Annotated in this window: 17 protein-coding genes and 1 pseudogene; 10 read left to right on the forward strand and 8 right to left on the reverse strand. The window is 57.7% G+C overall.

The window, feature by feature from the left end; genetic code table 11:
* The 3 genes from DFLDMN_RS23840 (at position 1) to DFLDMN_RS23850 (ending at position 3033) form a co-directional block, all read left to right on the forward strand.
* On the forward strand, positions 1-1182 hold the full coding sequence (locus DFLDMN_RS23840) for an acyl-CoA dehydrogenase family protein (protein ID WP_043355354.1): 1182 nt from the start codon (positions 1-3) through the stop codon (positions 1180-1182).
* A gap of 11 nt (positions 1183-1193) precedes the next feature.
* On the forward strand, positions 1194-2309 hold the full coding sequence (locus tag DFLDMN_RS23845; RefSeq protein WP_043355352.1) for an acyl-CoA dehydrogenase family protein: 1116 nt from the start codon (positions 1194-1196) through the stop codon (positions 2307-2309).
* Positions 2310-2430: 121 nt separating this feature from the next.
* Entirely contained in the window at positions 2431-3033 is a 603-nt protein-coding gene (locus tag DFLDMN_RS23850; protein WP_124684263.1) for a hypothetical protein, read from the forward strand.
* Between the two features lie 173 nt (positions 3034-3206).
* On the opposite strand, the gene DFLDMN_RS23855 is transcribed toward DFLDMN_RS23850, so the two are convergent.
* The 3 genes and pseudogenes from DFLDMN_RS23855 to aceE all read right to left on the reverse strand — a co-directional run.
* Positions 3207-3428: a ferredoxin gene (locus DFLDMN_RS23855; protein ID WP_196765233.1), complete on the reverse strand. Its 222-nt coding sequence runs from the start codon at positions 3426-3428 to the stop codon at positions 3207-3209.
* Between the two features lie 20 nt (positions 3429-3448).
* Positions 3449-4765, reverse strand: a complete 1317-nt coding sequence (locus DFLDMN_RS23860; RefSeq protein WP_081201625.1) for a cytochrome P450 — start codon at positions 4763-4765, stop codon at positions 3449-3451.
* A 109-nt stretch (positions 4766-4874) separates the two neighbouring features.
* Positions 4875-5237, reverse strand: a pseudogene (aceE, locus tag DFLDMN_RS23865) (pyruvate dehydrogenase (acetyl-transferring), homodimeric type); the annotation flags it as partial.
* Positions 5238-5388: 151 nt separating this feature from the next.
* On the opposite strand from aceE, the gene DFLDMN_RS23870 reads away from it, so the two are divergent.
* Positions 5389-5832, forward strand: a complete 444-nt coding sequence (locus DFLDMN_RS23870; RefSeq protein ID WP_043355349.1) for a MarR family winged helix-turn-helix transcriptional regulator — start codon at positions 5389-5391, stop codon at positions 5830-5832.
* A 357-nt stretch (positions 5833-6189) separates the two neighbouring features.
* Here DFLDMN_RS23870 and DFLDMN_RS23875 read toward each other — a convergent pair whose 3' ends face one another.
* The 4 genes from DFLDMN_RS23875 to DFLDMN_RS23890 form a co-directional block, all read right to left on the reverse strand.
* A complete protein-coding gene (locus DFLDMN_RS23875) occupies positions 6190-7209 on the reverse strand; it encodes a LacI family DNA-binding transcriptional regulator (RefSeq protein WP_043355348.1) in 1020 nt (339 codons plus the stop codon).
* A 129-nt stretch (positions 7210-7338) separates the two neighbouring features.
* Entirely contained in the window at positions 7339-8325 is a 987-nt protein-coding gene (locus DFLDMN_RS23880; RefSeq protein ID WP_043355346.1) for a Bug family tripartite tricarboxylate transporter substrate binding protein, read from the reverse strand.
* Between the two features lie 58 nt (positions 8326-8383).
* Entirely contained in the window at positions 8384-9607 is a 1224-nt protein-coding gene (locus tag DFLDMN_RS23885) for a CaiB/BaiF CoA transferase family protein (RefSeq protein ID WP_043355344.1), read from the reverse strand.
* Between the two features lie 34 nt (positions 9608-9641).
* Complete coding sequence (locus DFLDMN_RS23890; RefSeq protein WP_043355342.1) at positions 9642-11246, reverse strand: FAD-binding oxidoreductase; 1605 nt, start codon at positions 11244-11246, stop codon at positions 9642-9644.
* 472 nt (positions 11247-11718) lie between these two features.
* On the opposite strand from DFLDMN_RS23890, the gene DFLDMN_RS23895 reads away from it, so the two are divergent.
* The 6 genes from DFLDMN_RS23895 (at position 11719) to DFLDMN_RS23920 (ending at position 18194) form a co-directional block, all read left to right on the forward strand.
* Positions 11719-12600, forward strand: coding sequence for a LysR substrate-binding domain-containing protein (locus DFLDMN_RS23895; RefSeq protein WP_043355340.1), 882 nt, complete (start codon positions 11719-11721; stop codon positions 12598-12600).
* A gap of 332 nt (positions 12601-12932) precedes the next feature.
* Positions 12933-14444 carry an FAD-linked oxidase C-terminal domain-containing protein gene (locus DFLDMN_RS23900; RefSeq protein WP_043355338.1) on the forward strand — a complete coding sequence of 504 codons (1512 nt, stop codon included), beginning with the start codon at positions 12933-12935 and terminating at the stop codon, positions 14442-14444.
* Position 14445: 1 nt separating this feature from the next.
* Positions 14446-15519, forward strand: coding sequence for a glycolate oxidase subunit GlcE (gene glcE, locus DFLDMN_RS23905; protein ID WP_062794395.1), 1074 nt, complete (start codon positions 14446-14448; stop codon positions 15517-15519).
* A 10-nt stretch (positions 15520-15529) separates the two neighbouring features.
* Positions 15530-16789, forward strand: coding sequence for a glycolate oxidase subunit GlcF (glcF, locus tag DFLDMN_RS23910; protein WP_043358198.1), 1260 nt, complete (start codon positions 15530-15532; stop codon positions 16787-16789).
* 127 nt (positions 16790-16916) lie between these two features.
* On the forward strand, positions 16917-17441 hold the full coding sequence (locus tag DFLDMN_RS23915) for a gamma carbonic anhydrase family protein (RefSeq protein WP_043355330.1): 525 nt from the start codon (positions 16917-16919) through the stop codon (positions 17439-17441).
* A gap of 387 nt (positions 17442-17828) precedes the next feature.
* Positions 17829-18194 (forward strand): MarR family transcriptional regulator, encoded by a 366-nt coding sequence (locus DFLDMN_RS23920; protein ID WP_224040759.1) that lies wholly within the window; start codon positions 17829-17831, stop codon positions 18192-18194.
* 257 nt (positions 18195-18451) lie between these two features.
* On the opposite strand, the gene DFLDMN_RS23925 is transcribed toward DFLDMN_RS23920, so the two are convergent.
* Positions 18452-19879 carry an NAD-dependent succinate-semialdehyde dehydrogenase gene (locus DFLDMN_RS23925; RefSeq protein WP_062794397.1) on the reverse strand — a complete coding sequence of 476 codons (1428 nt, stop codon included), beginning with the start codon at positions 19877-19879 and terminating at the stop codon, positions 18452-18454.
* Positions 19880-19936: the final 57 nt, after the last annotated feature.

The raw sequence follows: 19936 nt of genomic DNA on the forward strand, positions 1-19936 counted from the left end.
ATGGATCTGAATTTCACAGAAGAAGAGCAGGAATTTAGAAAAGAGGTACATGCGTGGATCGACGCCCATTTGCCGAAGGAGATCTCGCACAAGGTGCACAACGGACTGCAGCTATCCCGCACCGATATGCAGCGTTGGCACCAAATTCTGGGGAAAAAGGGTTGGCTGACGTATAAGTGGCCAGTCGAGTTCGGCGGCACGGGCTGGACACCAGTGCAGCGGCACATATTCGAGGAAGAGTGCGCGTTGGCAGGAGCACCGCGACTCGTGCCCTATGGGCCTGTCATGGTGGCACCAGTCATCATGGCATTTGGTAACGCTGAGCAACAGGCGCGCTTCTTGCCCGGCATTGTGACGGGCGATGTTTGGTGGAGCCAGGGTTACAGCGAGCCGGGATCGGGTTCCGACCTGGCTTCGCTCAAGACACGAGCGGAGCGAAAGGGAGACAAGTACATAGTCAATGGTCAAAAGATCTGGACCACGTTGGCTCAGTACGGGGAGTGGATTTTCTGTCTCGTCCGGACCAATACAGAAGGGAAGCCGCAGGCAGGGATCAGTTTCCTGCTCATTGACATGCGTTCGCCTGGCGTCACGGTTCGGCCCATTAAGCTGCTGGACGGCGAGTGCGAGGTCAATGAGGTCTGGTTCGACAATGTTGAGGTCCCCGTTGAGAACCTGATTGGCGAAGAAAATAAGGGCTGGACCTATGCCAAACACCTTCTCAGTCACGAACGCTCGAACATTGCAGAAGTCGGGCGTGCCAAGCGTGAGCTCCGACGCCTGAAGCGAATCGCGGCTGCAGAAGGCATGATGGACGACCCTCGTTTCAAAGACGAGGTTTCGAAGCTCGAGGTAGATATTATCGCGCTCGAAATGCTGGTTCTTCGCGTTATCTCGGCAGAAAAATCCGGGAAGAATCCATTGGATATCGCAGGCCTACTGAAAATCCGAGGCAGTGAGATTCAACAGCGCTACAGTGAATTGATGATGCTGGCTGCAGGTCCCTATAGCCTCCCATTTATTCAAGACGCTATGTTGACGGAGTGGGATGGCGAGTTCCCAGGTGGAGAGCGACGGAACGCTCCGCTTGCCGCGACATATTTTAATCTGCGGAAAACCACTATCTACGGTGGCTCCAATGAAGTGCAGCGTAACATTGTTTCGCAAGTGGTCCTCGGATAAAGGAGTAGAGCATGGATTTCGAATTCACTGACGACCAGGACCAACTGCGAGATGCAGTAAGAAAGTGGGTAAAGCGTAGCTATACGTTTGAGCACCGTCGCAGTTCCGAGAGCAGCGGCGGATTTTCCCCGGACGCGTATTCGGAGCTTGCGGAGCTTGGGCTGACTGGACTTTACGTCCCAGAAGAGTATGGCGGCGTCGGTATGGGGCCGGTCGACGTTATGGTGGTTATGGAGGAACTGGGGCGGGGCATCGTACTCGAACCGCTGGCGCAAGTTCTACTTGCGGGTGCAGTGCTGTCGAACTACGCCGAAGCAAGCGTACGTGCGGCGTGGCTGCCTACGATCGCTTCTGGAGAAAGTCTGGTCGTACTGGCCCAGCAGGAGCGCGCGAATCGTTATCGCATCGATACGTGCGAGACGCGAGCAGTCGAGACGGCGGAAGGTTGGGAGCTTACTGGGAGTAAGAGCCTCGTGCCGGTTGGCGATCATGCTGCTGCGTACATTGTACCCGCCATGATTGCTGACACTCTCGGAGCGTTCCTTGTGGAGCGCTCCGCCCCAGGTGTATTGGTACACCCTTATCAAACTGTCGACGGCTCGCGCGCCGCGGAGCTGACGTTGTCGAAGGCGCCGGGCACGCTAGTCACCCGCGAAGGCCAGGATTGCCTGTCGTATGCCGTGGATCTTGGCATTGCAATGACGTGTGCAGAGGCCGTGGGCGTGATGGACGTAACCCTGGAGGCTCTGGTGGATTACATGAAGACGCGCAAGCAGTTCGGCGTCGCTATCGCGAGCTTCCAAGCGTTGCGTCACCGCGTCGCAGATATGAAGATGAGTCTAGAGCTCGCGAGGTCTATGAGCTACTACGCCTCGCTCAACGTCAACGCGCCGGCGAACCAGAGACGTCGCGCCATGGCACAAGCGAAATATCAGTTGGGCGGGTCGATGCGATTCGTCGGCCAGCAGGCCGTGCAATTGCACGGTGGGATTGGAATGACGGATGAGTATATCGTCAGCCACTATTTTAGACGCCTTACCCAAATGGAATCGGTGTTCGGAGATACGCTGCATCATCTGGCGCAGATGTCGGACTCCATGCATCCCGAGCTTGACAAGGCTGCCTAAGGCGCCGCGAAGAGTAAGTGCTCGATGAATTGCGATGGCGGGTGACCCTCATCGTTTCCGGCAGCGCGGTGGTACATCCTCGCGCTGCTCATAGTATCGGACCGGGATAGTAGCGTAATTGATGCAGACGCAACTTCAGTCACGAAGCCAAGTCGGGATCCATGATATTTTTCTTCCAATTCCAATGAAAGTGACTTCGTTGAGTGGCGAGCAGATAATCATCCGACAAGGCTATTCACGCGTAATTAAAGAGGGGAAGTTCGTGAAGCTCCCCGCTTTTTCTCCTGCGAGTCTGTTCTTGGGCGGCTCTATTTTTAAGAGCTCGCATTGCAGCTTCGATCTGGATGTAACTAGTTATTCTGTGGTGCGTGATCAACCAATGCACGATCTGTGGGATTCCAGGCCGCTTTGGGAGGCAATTTCATTGTCGGTGTTTATGAATCCAAAGGAAGCTTGGAATATTGCAGATATAGCGGATAGTTTGCAGACAACATCCTCGAGAGTCAGGCGGACCCTCTTCAGCCAGGGCAATTGCTTCACGGAAATATGTAACACGCAGCGGCTTATGCGTTCGCTGTTCGAATTGGCAGGACTGGAAAGATCTATACCGGATATTTCGAACAGAATTGGGTGGAGCCAATCCTATGACTTTGAGTCATCTTTCTATAATAGATTTAAAGTTTCGGCAGATGTTATTTGCGGAATGAAATTTTATGCCCGCTAGGCGATCTATTTAGAGGAGCTCTACTGAACGTTTGCCAGCCATCAACCGCTTCGAAAGAGATGGGCGGCCGTTGGGCAGGCCGCCCTCTTTTGCGATGGAAGTACCATCCGCCCCAGCCTCGCGCGCGCAGGCTGCTCGTGCCGCCGTGATGCCGGCGGCCGTTGCCCCGATGACTACGATTTGCTTAGGGGAATCATCAGAGAGCCTCGTGAATCTCGATTGCCAACGCCGGACAGATCCCAGCAGCCAAGCGTGCAGATTTTGTATTGATCGGCCGACGGATCGGCATTCAAAAGAATGACGATTCCGTCATCCTTTTGGTCGAACAGATCCGGCGCATTGACGACGCATTGGCCGGAACCGCAGCATTTTTCGGGATAGATTGTGATTTTCATCGTGATTCGCCGTAGTGGATTTACCAGCTAACGGGCAGTGCCCTAACACCATACATGAGCGAATCGCTCTTGAACGCGAGGCTCTCGATGGGCACGGCCAGCCGAAGATTCGGCAGGCGCTTCAGTAGGGCGGTGAACATGATCTGCATTTCGACTCTGGCGAGAACTTGTCCCATGCACTGATGCGGGCCGTATCCGAATGCGATCTGTGTCCGGGCATCACGGCGGAGGTCAAAGACGTGGGGATCTTTGAACTGCTCCTGGTCGCGATTTGCGGAAATACTAAGCACGACAACGGGATCACCGGCTCGGATCAATTGCCCATTCACGACAACGTCCTCCAGTGCGACACGTCGCGTCCCGGACTGTATGACATCCAGGAAGCGTAGCATCTCCTCCACCGCGTTTGGAACGAGGCTTGGATTCTGGCGAAGCTCTTCCCAGATGTCCGGCCTCTGAAGTAGGAAGAGCACCCCCATCGACGTCGTATTTGCCGTCGTCTCGTGCCCGGCAATCAGCAGAAGCCTTCCAAGCGAGACCACGTCTGTTTCAGTGATATCGCCCTTCCGTACATGATTAACGATAAGGCGACTGAGGATGTCCTCCCCGGGGCTTTCGGATCTCTTCGCCACCAGTTCACGCAGGTATTCGCACAACGCTTGATTCGCGGCGCTAGCCTCTTCCCTCGTCGCGGTGCTCGACGTCATGATCATCGCCTGTTCTTGGAAGAAGTCGTGATCGTCGTATGGAACACCAAGCAACTCTGAGATAGCCAATGCTGGTGTCGCCAATGTAAAGGCGCTAACCAGGTCAGAAGGCTGCGGCCCCATCGCAAAATCTTCCAAGAGCTTGTCCACGATGGCCTGAAGTCGCGGCCGCAGATTCTCGATCTTTCGGATCGTGAATTCGCTGGTCAGCATCCGCCGTTGCTCTGAATGCTTGGGTTCATCCATGGTAATGAAGGTCCGGTTACTACTCCGAACAACCTTTACTGCGGCGCTGGAAGAGGGAAATCCCGGATGTGAGACGTCGGAGCTAAAGCGAGAGTCCGACAAGACAGCGCGAACATCGTCATAACGCGTGACAAGCCAAGCGATCTTTCCGTCCCAAAGCTTACCTTGTGCCAATTCGCCCTTCTGTTGCATCTGGAAGAACACCGGCGGCGGCGCCAAGGGATCTACGCGCTTAGGGGGGAAATCTGGGATTCCGCCGCTGTCGCCCTCAGCGTGAAAAGGACACGCTGATTTCGGCTCGTTCGCAGCCGCATCAAAAGGACAGCGCCCTTCTACCGCGGAAGATGGGTTGGAGGAAGGGGTGGGAGCAGGCGACTCCGTCATGGAAATATCTCCGAGGGCGATTGGTGGCTAATGTTAGGTAGCCTACCTATGTGGCGCAAAGGGGGGTTTACCCTCAACAACAGAATCGAAGGTCGACCCGTAGACATCAGAAGAAAGCGGAGAACCCATATGTGGCGATATGCCCGCCGACGTTGGAGTGCTTGCCCGCCCGCAACACCATCGCCATGGCATTCCAGCGCGCCATGGCGGCCAGTCGGCGCTCGATCGAGGTGTCGCCTGGGTACGGCTGCTCGCCCGATTCGGCAATCGTATTGACGTAGGGCGTCGTGATTGCGCCATGGAAATCCCCGTGTCGGGCCGCGTCCGATTCATGCAGGCGGCCGATCAGGTAGTGGGCGCGTTCGCGGCCTTCCACTTCGGTCACGGCGGCCAGGGCCTCAATCCATTCCTGGGTTTCCTGCGGGTCCACATCCAGCGGCAATACGTGTAGCGGCAACACCGGGGCATTCATCTCTGTCTCCATGGGATTGACGGGGCTTCGGTTCGCATCAGGCCCGGTCGGATAGGCGTGGCCATTGCGCTTCAAATAAATTGCAGTTGCAATCGTCTGGGCATTGTGAGCGCTCTGCGGCATAATTGCAACTGCAACTATTGGAGATACCATGTCGACTGAGAAGCCGGATTTGTGGTTTTCGTTTGTACGGTCGCACCGGGCCTTGATACGTGAGGTGGATCGGCGTCTTGCCGAGGCTGGACTGCCTGTCTACGCGTGGTACGACGTGCTGTGGGGGATTGAAAGCGGGCCGGAGGAAAGCCGCCGGATGCATGAGCTGGCCGATGTGCTTGCCATCGAGCGGTACAACCTGACTCGCCTGATTGACCGGCTGGAGCGTGAAGAGCTGGTGACCCGTATCCGGTCAGAGGAAGACGGCCGCGCCGCGTTCGTGTCCGTCACACGGCAAGGTAAGGCCTTGCGCAAGAAGATGTGGGGCATCTACGAGGCGGCGGTCAAAGAACTGTTTCTGGCCGAGTTCCGGCCGGAAGACATCGGGCGATTTTCTCGTGCGCTGGATGCGGCGGCAGCCAAAGCGGGGTGGCCGAAATAGGTTCGAACTCCCTTTTCGTGCGGTGACGCTTCTGGCTCGCGCCGGAGGGGACGAATGTGTCCGCTTTTTGGGACACGTTCGACTTAGTTGGCAACGGCGGTACCCTGACGCCTCAATCAAAGGTCAGTGGCATGACCGGCGCTTACCGGCCCACCCTAAGCGGACATCAGGATGGAGCAGAGACTGATATCCATTAGGCGCCCCGCATGACTGAAGAATTCCCTCAGAACGTTGTCTGCAACGCTTCATTTAATAGCTGGACAACGTATGCTTCGACCGCTTTGTGCCCGGTGAGGGCCTAGCTAGAGCGACGGCTGAGTTCCGTCCGTAGCGACAAAACGTAGTTTGGCTCACCAACTATTGGGGCGGCGCCGTACTTTCGCGAACTACAAGGTCAGGCTCGAACTCGGTCTGAATGCGTTTGGACCCGCCTTCAATCTGATCAACCAGGTTACGAGAAGTAAGTTCGCCAATCAGAACGGGATTCGAGTGTACGGTCGTGAGTGCGGGCGTCATCAGTTCCGCCATCTGCCAGTCGCCGAAGCCTGTAACTGAGATGTCGCTCGGAACCGATAGTCCCAATGTGCGGCACTCCGCGATCGCTGCCACAGCAACGAAGTCATTGATGCATATCAGGGCAGTCGGCTGTTCCTGATGCGGCAGCGAGTCATTACGCTCGAGACAGGTCCGAACCGCTTGCCGGACGGCAGATGCTTCGTACGGTGTCGGGAGAATGCGGTCGTCGGGTATCGAAATGCCGTTCTCACTGAGGACGTCTTGGATGCCCAGAAGTCGTTGAGAGGAGAGAAATTGAGTCTCTAGTGGCCCTGGGAGGACGGCAAACTTTCGATGTCCCTGTTTGACCAAATAGCTCGTCAACCTGCGCATCGCCAAGCGATTGTCATATCCCACCGTGGGATGCATACCCTCACGATCGACGGCCCACATTAGGACATACGGAATGGCATGCTTGTGGATTAGCGAGAAGACGTCAGGGTGATGCTGTGACCCGATAATGGCGATTCCGTCGACTCTGCGCTCCAAAAGCGCGCGCGCGCAGCGTAGTTCTGTCTCACTGTCGTCCCGGTGGCACGTCAATAAAACGGTGTATCCGAGCCGATCGAGCTGCGCCTCTAAGGTATCGACCGCTTTCGCGTAAAGCTCGTTCATCAGTGTCGGCGCAATGATGCCGACCGATCGCGTGCGCCCTTGACGCAGGTCCCGAGCCGAGGAAGACGGGACGTAGTTGAGGCTTGCGATGGCGTTCTGCACGCGCTCCAGCGTGTCAGGTCGCAGCCGATCCGGCGATGTCAGTGCACGGGAGACTGTTGCCGAGGAAACGCCGGCGAGGAGGGCGACTTGCTTGACATTCACCATATCGGATCAGCGGTTATCTTCAGCCTGGGATATCGGCCGACTGCCGTCATTGTAACGACCTTGGTAGTCCACAGGCAGTTTCCGTCGTCGGGGGGTATCCCGACGACGGACCGGCATTCCCGGTGAGGGCTAGTCGAGCCGGACCTTTGCTGAATCAGCCACGCGCTTCCATTTCGTAACTTCGGTGCGCAGAAACGCATCGAATGCTTCCGGGGTGCCGCCTGCGATCTGCGCGCCTTGAGCCATCAGCTTGTCGCGGACCTCCGGATCCTGAAGGGCTTTGTTGAACTGGCTGTTCATCTTAGCAACGATGGCTGGTGAGGTCCCGGTCGGCACCATAAATCCACCCCAAGAAACGGCTTCGTATCCGCTTATCCCGAGCGCTTCATCTACCGTCGGCACATCGGGCAGTGCCGGCAATCGAGTCTTGCTCGTGACCGCAAGAGCCCTGAGTTTTCCACTCTTGACATGTGGCATTCCAGCAAGCGCGGTGGGAAGGGCAACATTGATCTGCTGACCGAGCACGTCTGTGAGCGAAGGCGCGTCTCCCTTATAGGGAACGTGGTTCATCTTGACGCCAGCCATGGTACTAAGGAGTTCCCCGGCCAGATGGCTGCCCGAACCGTTGCCTGCAGATCCAAAGGTAATCTGTCCTGGCTTGGCCTTTGCTAATGAGACCAGTTGGCGCAGGTCCTTCACCGGCGAATTTGCTGCCGTGACGATAATGAGCGGCACCTTTGTCACCAAGACAACTGGCGTAAAGTCTTTCAGCGTGTCATAAGGAAGTCTCCCGTATACGGCCGGGTTGATGGCATTCGGCCCAAGGTTGGCCATCAGCACGGTGTAGCCGTCAGGCTGCGCCTTCGCAACGGCTTCATTAGCGATGATGCCGTTTGCGCCAGGCCGGTTCTCCACAACAACAGACTCTCCCCATGCCTGGCTAAGCTTAGCGCTTAGGAGCCTGGCGGTCACGTCTGAGGCGCCGCCAGGGGGATATGGAAGAACGACCCGAATCGGCTGGACCGGCCATTCCTTAGCGTGGGCGGCGGCCAGACCGATGGTCAGTGTCACTCCGCAAACGGCTAATGCCCCCGCAATTCGTAGCAATCGATGCATGTCTGTCTCCTTTGAACGTGATCTTTATGGTGATCACTGTGGTCGGGCGGATTACACGTCAGATCGTCCCATCGCGGCGCATTGCCTCAATTTGCTCCACAGACTTCCCGAGCTCATTTTTCAGGATGGTTTCAGTGTGTTCGCCCAGCGCTGGGGGCGCGCGAAGGTAGTCGATACTGCTGCGAGAGAACTTGATAGGGTTCGCAACCTGGGGCGCGCTTGCACCGCTGCTGTGGGGCAAAGAGAAAACCATTTCACGCGCCCGGATATGGGGATCCTCCAGTGCTTCTGGAATGCTCTGGATCGGGCCACAAGGTACGCCGACCGATTCCAGCAGTTTGAGCCACGTGTCTCTCTCTTCTTCTTCAAAGCGAGCCGAGAGCACCTCCACAAGACTTTCACGGTTCTTTAGACGATCCGCATTGCGTCGATAGCGGTCATCATCCGGAAGATTGATTAAACCCAGCGCTTCGCACATGGCTCGGAACTGCCGGTCATTACCGACTGCTACGATCAGAGAGCCATCGCTTGCAGGGAATGACTGATAAGGTGCGAGATTGGGGTGCGCGTTGCCCCAACGACGCGGGTGGCTCCCGCCCACCAAATAGTTCGAGGCCTGGTTTGCCAGCCACGCCACCTGCGTATCCAGCAGGCTCATATCGATGTACTGCCCGCGGCCACTGCCGACTCGCTCAAATAGCGCGCTGACAATTGCAACGCTTGCATACATGCCAGTCATCAAGTCCGATATGGGCACCCCGCATTTTTGCGGGCCGCCACCGGGGACGCCGTCGCGCTCGCCTGTGATGCTCATCAGCCCGCCCATGGCTTGCACCACGAAATCGTATCCAGCCCGCTTGCGGTATGGGCCCGTCTGCCCGAAGCCGGTGATGGAGCAGTAGACGAGCCGAGGATTGATCTCACTCAGGGTCTTGAAGTCCAACCCGTAACGTTGCATATCGCCGAACTTGTAGTTCTCAACGAAGACGTCGCAATCTTTGACTAGCTCGTGCAGCAAATCCTGACCGACCTTGCTGCTGACATCCAGAGTGATCGAACGCTTCCCGCGATTGGCGCAAAGGAAGTACGCCGACTCTTCCGTCGTCGTGCCATCCTCACGAGTAAGGAACGGCGGGCCCCAAGCTCGCGTGTCATCGCCGGTGCCGGGACGCTCAACCTTCATCACGTCAGCGCCCAGGTCGGACAATAGTTGCGTGCTCCAGGGTCCAGCAAGGATCCGGCTCAAGTCTAGGACCTTGATACCTGCAAGGGGGCCTGCCATATCTCCTACTCCTCTTTTTTGAGTTTCTAACTAATTAGCTCGGGTCGAACAGCACGCCAGGGTTCAAGACCTGGTGCGGATCAAAGGCCTGCTTGGCGGCCTTTAGCGCGGTGCAGAACAGCTCCGGCCGTTCCTTGTCGTACCAAGGGCGATGGTCCCGACCAAGCGCATGGTGGTGGGTCACCGTACCGCCTGCGTCCACCATGGCTTGCTCTCCAATGCGTTTGATCGCTTGGAACTGCTCGGGCAATCGAGCCTTATCGCCATAGGCAAACCACGTGAAATATGGCGCAGGGCCATCAGGGTAGAGGTGGGTAAAGCGGCAAGTCACCGAACCCGGGCGGCCGGTAACTTCGCGAATGGCCCGATGCGTTTCTGCCTTGACGTGCGCGTGAAGAGCGGCGAACTTGTCCCACGTGCACGCGGTTTCCATGGTCTCGCGCATGACGCCGCGAGCAATGGCGTACTCGCGCAGGTATGGGCCGCGCAGGAACTTGTTTCGCCAGCTCGATGTCGCAGCGTCCGCACCACCTTGGTTTCCGCTGACCGGATCATCGTCCCATTCGCCGCCGCACTCCGCGCAAATTTCCAGTGCTCGCTTCAGGCGTGCCTCGACCGGGTGGTCGGCGGACTCGAATCCCAGCACGAGAATGTCATAGCTGCCGTCGCTCGAACCCGTGTACAAGGCTTCTTCGCGTTCCACAAGGCGGGCATTGGCAGGGTTCAGTCCAGATTGAGACAGTACCCGTGTGGCCTCGACAGCGCGCGCATAGTCACGGAAACGTACGGTCACCTGCTTGCGGAAGACCGGCCGGCGGTGAAGCTTGACCCACGCCTCGGTAATGATGCCCAGTGCGCCTTCGGAGCCGAGGAAAAGTCGATCCGGATTGGGTCCCGAACCCGATACCGGGAAACGTCGGGATTCAATGGCACCCTGGGGCGTTACCACTCGCATGCTCTCGACGTGGTCGTCGATCTGAGTGAACGCGGTCGCAAAGTGGCCTGCTGCTCGCGTTGCGATCCAACCCCCCAGTGACGAGAACTCCCACGCTTGCAGGAAGAATCGCATGGTCAGGCCGGTGGGCTTGAGCTGTCGTTCCAGCTCCGGGCCAAGGACGCCCGCTTGAATGCGCGCGGCCTGCGATGTTTGGTCTACCTCCAGCACTTTGTTGAAGTGCTTCATGTCGATGGACACCACGCCACGGTAACGATCGTGCTCGGGCGGATTCACGCCGGCCACGACGCTGGTGCCGCCGCCGTACGGAACTGCAGCAACGTTCTGGCGCCCGCACCAGTCGAACAGGTCCACGATGTCCTGCTCAGTGCGCGGGTAGGCGATGACGTCCGGCGGGTTGGAAAATTCCCGGCGCATTGCGCGCGCAACATCCATGGTGCCCGCGCCGTAGGTGTGATACAGGCGGTCGTAATGATCGCTTGTGCAGATTTCGCGAAGCGACGCGGGCAGCTGTACGCGAGGTTTGCGCAGCGAAATTTCTTCGGGCGTCGGAAAAGGTGTCGCTTCGAAGTGCTCGACACCCAGCAAGCGTGTCCACGCTGCCTCGAACTCCCGGATTTCGTCCGGCGTGACGGTGTCACCCTCATAGCCCCACCCGTAAAACTTACGACGACGTTCCTGCATTGTTGCCTCCTGTGTGATGTGGTAATCGATTACATACGTTACGGTAACCTGCATCAGAGACTGTAAATAACCAATGCCAGTACGGTGATGAGGCGAAAACAGCACTGCGTGCAATCGATTACATAAGTTTAGATTGGTGCGGCATAATGTCAAGCAGTTAACGCAGTCGCGGCCATGGGTTGGAGCAGGAGTCGACGAAGAGATCGGATCGCTAAGAGACCTTCCCGCGGCGAGGTCACTGTGGGTTGGAGAGCGACTTACTTGGTGGTCTTCCCTTGCAGGGCGTCACGTACGTCCTTGCCTGAGGACCCAGTGAGTCGATCCTGAGCAAGCAATCTGGGGGCGCTTGCTCGTTGCAGCGTTGGCATGGTGCTCGAGCGACAGAGCAGCAAGAAGTGTGGCCGCTCCCTAGGCCTCAAGCGATGACATGCGGCATATCCGCCCTGGGTAGCCCACCAAACGGAGAGAAGATATGGCCCTGCAACACATCCCGCCCATTCAATGTCTTGTCACCTTCGAGACGGTTGCAAGGCTTCGGAGCGCCACACGTGCCGCCGACGAGTTGTGTGTAACAACCAGCGCCGTGAGTCATCGAATCCGCCAGCTTGAATCTCACCTCGGTGTTGAACTCTTCGGGCGGAGTGACTTCACGCTTTCTGCACATGGTGCAGCGTACCTGGCGAATGTCCGAAGCGGCCTCGCTGCGCTACAGCAGATGCCGGTCAAAAATGGAAAAGCCTCTTCCACGCGACTGCGGGTCGCGGTGACCCCAACTTTCTCCAGGCAGTTCCTGATGCCCAAACTGGAACTGTTCCGCAACAAGTATCCGGACATCGACCTTATCTTGCAGGTCTCCATCCCATTCCTGGACGTCACAGCCGAGCCATCCGATTTGGAAATCCGGTACGGCGCCGGCGGATATGCGGACGTCGATCATCGCGTCGTTCTCTCGGAGGAGGTGGCGCCGGCTTGCAGCCCTACCTATCTCAACGAGTTCGGCCCCTTCGAAGGCTTCGAAATGGCGGGTGAAATCGACCAGGCGCGTCTGATACGTAGCCCGCTTGAGCCTTGGACGACATGGTTCTCCTCATGTGGATTGACGAGAACGGAGCCGCATGTGGGCGCTCAATTCAACGATCTAGGGCTTCTCTATGACGCAGCCGCGTGCGGGTTCGGCGTGGCACTAGTGAGGACCCGTATGGCGCAGTCATGGCTAGAGGGGGGGCGACTCATCCGCATATCGGATCGATCCGTGCCTTCACCGATGGCGCACTACTTATGCTGGGAACCTGGGGCCCTGGAGAGATGGGAGTGCGCCGCCTTTATGGAGTGGCTCACCGACTCGCTAAGTTGAGCGGCCCAAACACGGCAATCAAGTTTTCTGCAACTCAACCGCAAATAACTCTCAACCTGCTATATCGCGTGATTGTCTACAGTCAAGTCATGGCGTCTCGTCGACGCCTTTGACAGAAGTGTATTAGAACCTCCCCACACAATGCATCGCATTCATCGCTCAACGTTTGAGCCTCAGCGCCCGGAAGCAACGCTCCGCCTTGGAGCTGCAGCATCCGTCCAGGCTGATTGCGCGGTTCGCCGGCTCGCTACGGTCGCGCCGTCGCTCCGCACTGATTATCCAATAGACCGGCACAGCACGACGCAGCTTCATCGCACCAGGAGGGCAAAGTCATGAATGCGACGCGTGACGGCTGGTTGGCACATCCTACTGACGCTGAGCGGAGGGAAGCCCGGCGTGCGGAAGTGGTTTCCGCGCTAGAAGGCGTGCTGCCTAGGGACCTTATCCTGTCGCAGCGCGAGGACACCCAGCCATTTGAATGCGATGGCCTTACGGCCTATCGGGCGCAGCCGCTCGTCGTGGTGCTTCCCGAAACAGAAGAGCAGGTTGTTGCCATTCTGCGAACGTGCAAGACGCTCGGTGCGCCCGTCGTGGCTCGGGGCGCAGGCACGGGATTGTCAGGCGGTGCGCTCCCACATGAGATGGGCGTGCTCCTTTCGCTCGCTCGTTTTAACCGGATCGTCAGGGTAGATCCTGTGAGTTGTACCGCAGTGGTCCAATGCGGTGTACGCAACGCCGCAATCAGTGAGGCAGCCGCTACGTATGGGCTGTACTACGCCCCCGATCCGTCCAGCCAGATTGCCTGCACGATCGGTGGAAACGTGGCCGAGAATTCCGGAGGCGTCCATTGCCTCAAGTACGGACTCACGTTGCAGAACGTAATGAAAGTACGGGGATACACCATTCAGGGCGAGGCGATAGAGTTTGGATCGGAAGCCCTTGATGTCCCTGGGCTCGATTTGCTCGGCGTCGTTGTAGGCAGTGAAGGGATGCTCGCAGTGACATTGGAAGTCACCGTCAAGTTAATTCCTAAGCCAGAACTTGCGCGATGCATCGTTGCAAGCTTCGACACCGTCGAAGCCGCTGGTGACGCCGTAGCCAACGTCATCGCGGCCGGCATCATCCCAGCCGGCCTGGAACTGATGGACAAGCCGATGACCGCCGCCGTAGAGGACTTCGTGCATGCTGGCTATGACCTGGACGCGGCCGCAATCCTATTGTGCGAGAGTGATGGGACGGCGTTGGAGGTCGAGGACGAGATTGTGAAGATGAATGCCGTCCTCACCGCCAGCGGGGCCACTCGTCTTGAAGCAAGTCAGGACGAGGCGCAGCGTCTTCGTTTCTGGAGCGGGCGAAAGAATGCATTTCCCGCGACGGGGCGCATGAGCCCGGATTACCTGTGCATGGATTCCACGATTCCTCGCAAGAGTCTCGCTGCGATCCTTCGAGCAATCAGCGAGATGGAGGTGCGCTATGGGCTTCGCTGCGTGAACGTGTTCCACGCCGGCGACGGGAATCTACATCCGCTGATCCTTTTCGACGCCAACAATCCCGAAGAACTGCACCAGGCGGAGCAATTCGGCGCTGAGATTCTGGAAACAAGCGTCACGCTTGGCGGGACGGTGACCGGAGAGCACGGTGTGGGCGTGGAGAAGCTGAACTCAATGTGCGTTCAGTTCTCAGGCGCAGAGCGAGAACAAATGTTTGCGCTGAAACGTGCATTCGATCCGCAATCGCTCTTGAATCCTGGGAAGGTAATTCCGACGCTGCATCGATGTGCCGAATATGGTCGCATGACTGTTCGGCGTGGGATGCTGCCGCATCCAGAAATCCCGAGGTTCTAGAATGACGACGATCCCCACGGAAGTGTCTCATCTGATTGAGACAGTCCTGCATGCAAGAAAAACGAAGACCTCTCTCAACATCGTTGGCGGCGGTACGAAATGCTTCTACGGTGAAGAGCCGTCGGGTGAACCGTGTGATGTCCGGCGCCTCAGCGGAATTTGCAGCTATGAACCGTCTGAGCTGGTTGTCACCGCTCGTGCAGGCACACCGCTAGAAGAACTTGAGGCCGTGCTGGCCGAGCACAATCAGTACCTTGCCTTTGAGCCGCCACGCTTTGCTAAAGGAAGTACTGTCGGAGGAGCGGTCGCGGCAGGTCTGAGCGGGCCAGCACGCGTCGGGGTAGGGTCCATTCGGGACTTCGTTCTCGGCGCGACCATGATTAACGGCAAAGGCGAGCTTCTGACATTCGGCGGGCAAGTGATGAAGAACGTTGCCGGTTATGACGTTTCGCGTCTCCTGGCGGGCTCAATGGGAACACTCGGTGTTATCTGTGAGGTCTCGCTGAAGGTTCTGCCCATTCATTCATCGAGGATCACCCTGTTCATTGAACGCGACGAAGCAGGGGCGTTGTCTCTCTTAAACGGGCTGACTCGGCAAGCATTGCCAGTCAATGCGAGTGCCTGGCACGACGGAAAGCTGTTCCTCCGACTGAGTGGTGCAGCCTCTGCTGTCACGGAAGCCAGAAAGCGTTTGGGCGGGACTGAGCTGGAACCAGACGAAGCGTTGTCCTGGTGGGATGCCGTCCGCGACCACCGCCACGACTTCTTTTCACAGAGCGACGCGCCTCTCTGGCGTGTTTCCGTTCCGGCAGTCTCCCAACCCTTCTTGGCCGCGAATCAGCTTATTGAATGGGGTGGTGCATTGAGATGGCTATACACCGACGATCCCATCGAGGACGTTCGGGAAATGGCGTCATCGCTTGGTGGTCACGCCACGCTGTTCAGGGATCCGCATCATAGGAGCGGCGTGTTCACGCCACCGAGCGATGCGCTCTTCGAGATTCATCGCAATCTCAAGCAAGCGTTTGATCCCGATGGCATCTTCAATGTTGGTCGACTCTACCCCGGCCTGTAAGGGGCTCCATATGCAGACAAAACTAAGTCATGAGTTTGCCAACACTCCAGAAGGGGCGGAGGCCGAAGAGATTCTGCGCAAGTGCGTGCATTGCGGCTTTTGTACGGCAACGTGTCCGACTTACCTGCTTCTGGGCGATGAACGTAACGGACCCCGGGGACGCATCTACTTGATGAAGCAGTTGCTTGAGGGGGAAGAGGTCACAGCAAGCACCCAACAGAATCTAGACCGCTGCTTGACGTGCCGGAACTGTGAAAGCACCTGTCCCAGCGGTGTCGAGTACGGCAAGCTAGTTCACATTGGGCGGAAGCTAGTCGATGAGCGAATTCCTCGTCCGCCAAAAGACCGCGCGGTGCGTTGGCTGCTGCGTGAGGGGCTAACTTCGCCATTGTTCTTGCCGGCCATGAAGATTGGCCGAATGGTTCGGCCGCTACTTCCTTCCAAGCTCGCCAACAAGCTTACGCCGAGCAGACCTGCGGGTCAGCGCCCAACGCGCCGCCACGCCAGGAAAGTGCTCATGCTCGAAGGTTGTGTGCAGCCGGCGATGATGCCGAACATCAATTCTGCGACCGCGCGGGTACTCGATGCAGCCGACTTTCAGGTTGTAAGTGTTCCTCGAGCCGGTTGCTGTGGCGCGATCCGGCTGCACACCGGAGATCACAAGGGCGGCCTCGATGATATGCGCAGAAACATCGACGCCTGGTGGCCGGCGATTTCCAGCGGTGAAGTCGAGGCAATTGTCATGAACGCGTCCGGCTGCGGCGCGACCGTGAAGGACTACGCCGACTTGCTAAAGCATGACGCGGAGTACGCCGAGAAGGCAGCTCGGGTTAGCGAGTTGACCCGCGACCTGAGCGAATTGCTTCCTGAACTTCTGCCAAGACTGCGCGGCAAAGTCAAAGCGTGCGACAAGCCGGCCTTGGCGTTCCATCCGCCGTGCACGCTGCAACACGGCCAGAAGCTGCGGGGAGTGGTGGAGGAGCATCTGGGACAGTTGGGCTTTTCCGTTCATCGTGCCAGCGTGGAGAGTCACCTTTGTTGCGGCTCAGCCGGCACCTACTCCGTTCTGCAGCCCGAAATTTCACTCCAGCTCAGAGACCGCAAGATCGAGCATCTGAGCGAGAAGCAACCTGACTGCATCGTGTCCGCGAACATCGGTTGCATCCAGCATTTGCAAAGTGGAACGCCCACGCCAGTAAAGCACTGGATCGAGGTACTGGATGATGCAATCGAGCCGGCAGTCCAACCAGAGGAACAAGTATTTATCTAGCGGCAGGGCAAGAAACGGCGTCGAAGTCGGCACGGGCTGCGAGAGCGGCCCATGCAGTAGTGTTTCGCCTCCTGCAAGTAACGCGGTCGGCGAAAAGTTAGTCACATCAAGATAAGAGGAGCATTTTGTGGCGATCTATCGAATTGGAGAGAAAGAACCGACAATTCATCCGAGCTCGTATGTATCCGAGCATGCGGTAATCATCGGCGACGTGGAAATCGCCGAAGACGTGTCCATCTGGCCCGGCGCTGTGATCCGCGGCGACAATGAAAAGATCACGATTAGGCGAGGCGTGAACGTCCAGGAGGGGGCTGTGTTGCACACCGATCCTGGCTTTCCCGTCGAGGTAGGCGAGATGGTCTCCATTGGACACCAGGCGATGCTTCACGGTTGCAAGGTCGGAGCACGTAGTCTGGTCGGCATTCAGGCTGTGATCCTGAATGGATCCGAACTCGGACAACAATGCCTCGTGGGGGCCGGATCCTTGATCGGCGAGCGCAAGAACTTCCCGGCAGGAGGCTTGGTCATGGGCACACCTGCAAAGCAGGTACGTGAACTAACGGAGGAAGTCAAAGCTGCGATCGAGAAGAACGCTGACGACTACATTAACAAGGCGAAGACGTACAAGAAGGACCTGGTCAAGCTGAGTTAGCAAGCTCCGCGCGTCGGCGGATCAAGCGTCGACGCCTTGAGACGAGAGCGCCAGCCAGCGCCTCGTCTCGTCATCCCTCTCCATCAAGATTGGTGCTCCGGCCATCGCGAACGAACGCGACAAGGCCCGGCCTTGAGTTGCTACCCGGCCACAGGCACAGAACCCCTTCACGCGCCGCCGCTGTCTGCGTGGTCGCTACCCTCACCAGTCGGACCATATCGACTCGGTGCCTCCAGGTACTTCGCGCGATCATTCTTCACTGAATCGTTATATCATCTGCTCAGTGATTGCCCCCTTTTTGTAGACATGACAGAACCTACGGTTGAAATGCTTGCGGACGAACTTAGACCCCGCTTGATGCGGATCGTTGTAGCGCTGCGGCGGGAAATGAGAGCGGCGCACGTGCCCCCCGCGCAGAGCGCTGTTCTTAGTGCATTGCTCGTAAGAGGGCCGATGCGAGTTAGCGATCTGGCCAGGAATGAAGGCGTCAGATTGCCTACGATGACGCAGATTGTCGGGCGGATGGTCGACGCCGAGTTAATCGCGCGCTCCGCACCCGTCGGCTCGTACAACAACATGATTCAGATTACTGATGAAGGCCGGGCTGTGGCCGGCAAATTGGCCGCACAGCGGACGGCGGCACTGGGCAAGCGCATGGAGGGATTGACGCCCGAGGAGTTGCAGACGGTGATCGCGATGTTCCCCATCATCGATAAGATGTTCAAAAGAGAACCGTGGCTGGACCACGAGTAATACCAACGAAATCTTCCTGGAAGACGACACGATTCGAGAAGGCTTATCGCTAGCCGGCCGCGCTTGCGCTGCAACTGCGGAGCCATGCAGGGAGTTGTCAGAGTCGCCGAGAGCAACCGCATCGCCCAATATGGGGCGCACTGCCGCGACCTATACGCTAATAAAAAAGGCGCCTAACACTCACTTAGGCGCCAAAACCTGACTGGGAACGTAGCTTCGGGGGAAAGGGCGACGTATCGCCCTTTGCGGCCCCCGATCTACACTTGAGTTACAAATTTCGTGACGAGATAGCCGTCGAACGTCTCGGTCCCACCCTCACTCCCGATACCGCTATCTTTAATGCCTCCAAACGGTGTTTCGGCGAGAGCGCTTCCAAAGTGGTTGATGTTGACCATGCCGGCCTCAAGGCGGGTAGAGACAGCATGCGCTGTCTTCGCTGACTCGGTAAACACGTAAGACGACAGGCCGTAAGTCAGTTTGTTCGCCCGTGCCAGCACCTCATCCAGATCGTCGAACGCTACAACCGGGGCGACAGGGCCGAATGGCTCGCAAGTCATGAGCATGGAGTCGTCTGAAATGTCTATAACGACGCTGGGCGCGAAGAAATGTCCTGTGTCGCTGCACCTGGTCCCTCCCACGACAACCTTTCCGCCGCGCGCTTTGGAGTCGGCAATCAACCCTTCCATTGCAGCAACACGGCGTTGGTTTGCGAGCGGTCCCATCTGTGTCGAGCTGTCTATACCGTTGCCGACCCGCACTGCGCCAATGACGTCCGTAAAACGCCTGAGGAACCTATCGTAAGCCCCGCGCTGGACGAAGAAGCGGGAGGGCGAGACGCATACCTGACCAGCGTTTCGCAGCTTGTAGTTTGCAAGCATCTCGGCGGCGGTATGGACATCCGCATCGTCGAAGACGATTGCAGGGGAGTGACCACCAAGCTCCATAGTGATTCGCTTCATATGGGATCCTGCTAGAGCTGCTAGTTGTTTGCCAACAGCAGTGGACCCCGTAAAGGAGATCTTCTGGACCAGCGGAGATGCAATGAGGTGTGCTGACACCTCCGCCGGGACGCCAAATACAATGTTTAAGCAACCAGGAGGAAGGCCCGCATCATGGAACAGTTGAGCGATCGCCAGCACGGCACTCGGTGTCTCTTCTGGTCCCTTCAGAATGATCGTACAGCCTGCGCCAAGCGCGGCAGAGATTTTCCGGATCGCCTGATTGAAGGGAAAATTCCAAGGGGTGAAGGCTGCGCAGACTCCGACCGGCTGACGTAGCACGAGCTGGCGGACGTTAGGGTTGCGGCTGGGGATCACGCGGCCGTAGATCCGCCGAGCCTCTTCTGCATGCCAGTCCGCATGCTCTGCACAAACCGTTACTTCGCCCACGGCTTCGTGCAGAGGCTTCCCCTGGTCAATGGTCATGTTGCGGCCGATTTCCGGCGCCCTTTGACGGGCGAGCTCCGCAACTTTACGCAAGATTGCACTGCGTTCCAAAGGCGATGAGTCGCGCCACGTCAGGAAAGCTCGATGAGCCGCCTCGACGGCGGTGTCGAGGTCCTCGCGGGTGGCGAGCGGCAGTCGCCCAACGACCTCCTCCGTCGCAGGATTGACTACGTCCTGGTGTCGCCGGCCTTCAATGCCGAGAAATTCGCCATTGATGTAAAGGGATAATTCTGGATACACAGCGTGTACTCCAATGACTAAGAGGTTAGCTACGAAATTCTGTGCTTGTGACGGAGG

The organism is Cupriavidus sp. H19C3 (assembly GCF_049393815.1).
GTDB lineage: Bacteria > Pseudomonadota > Gammaproteobacteria > Burkholderiales > Burkholderiaceae > Cupriavidus.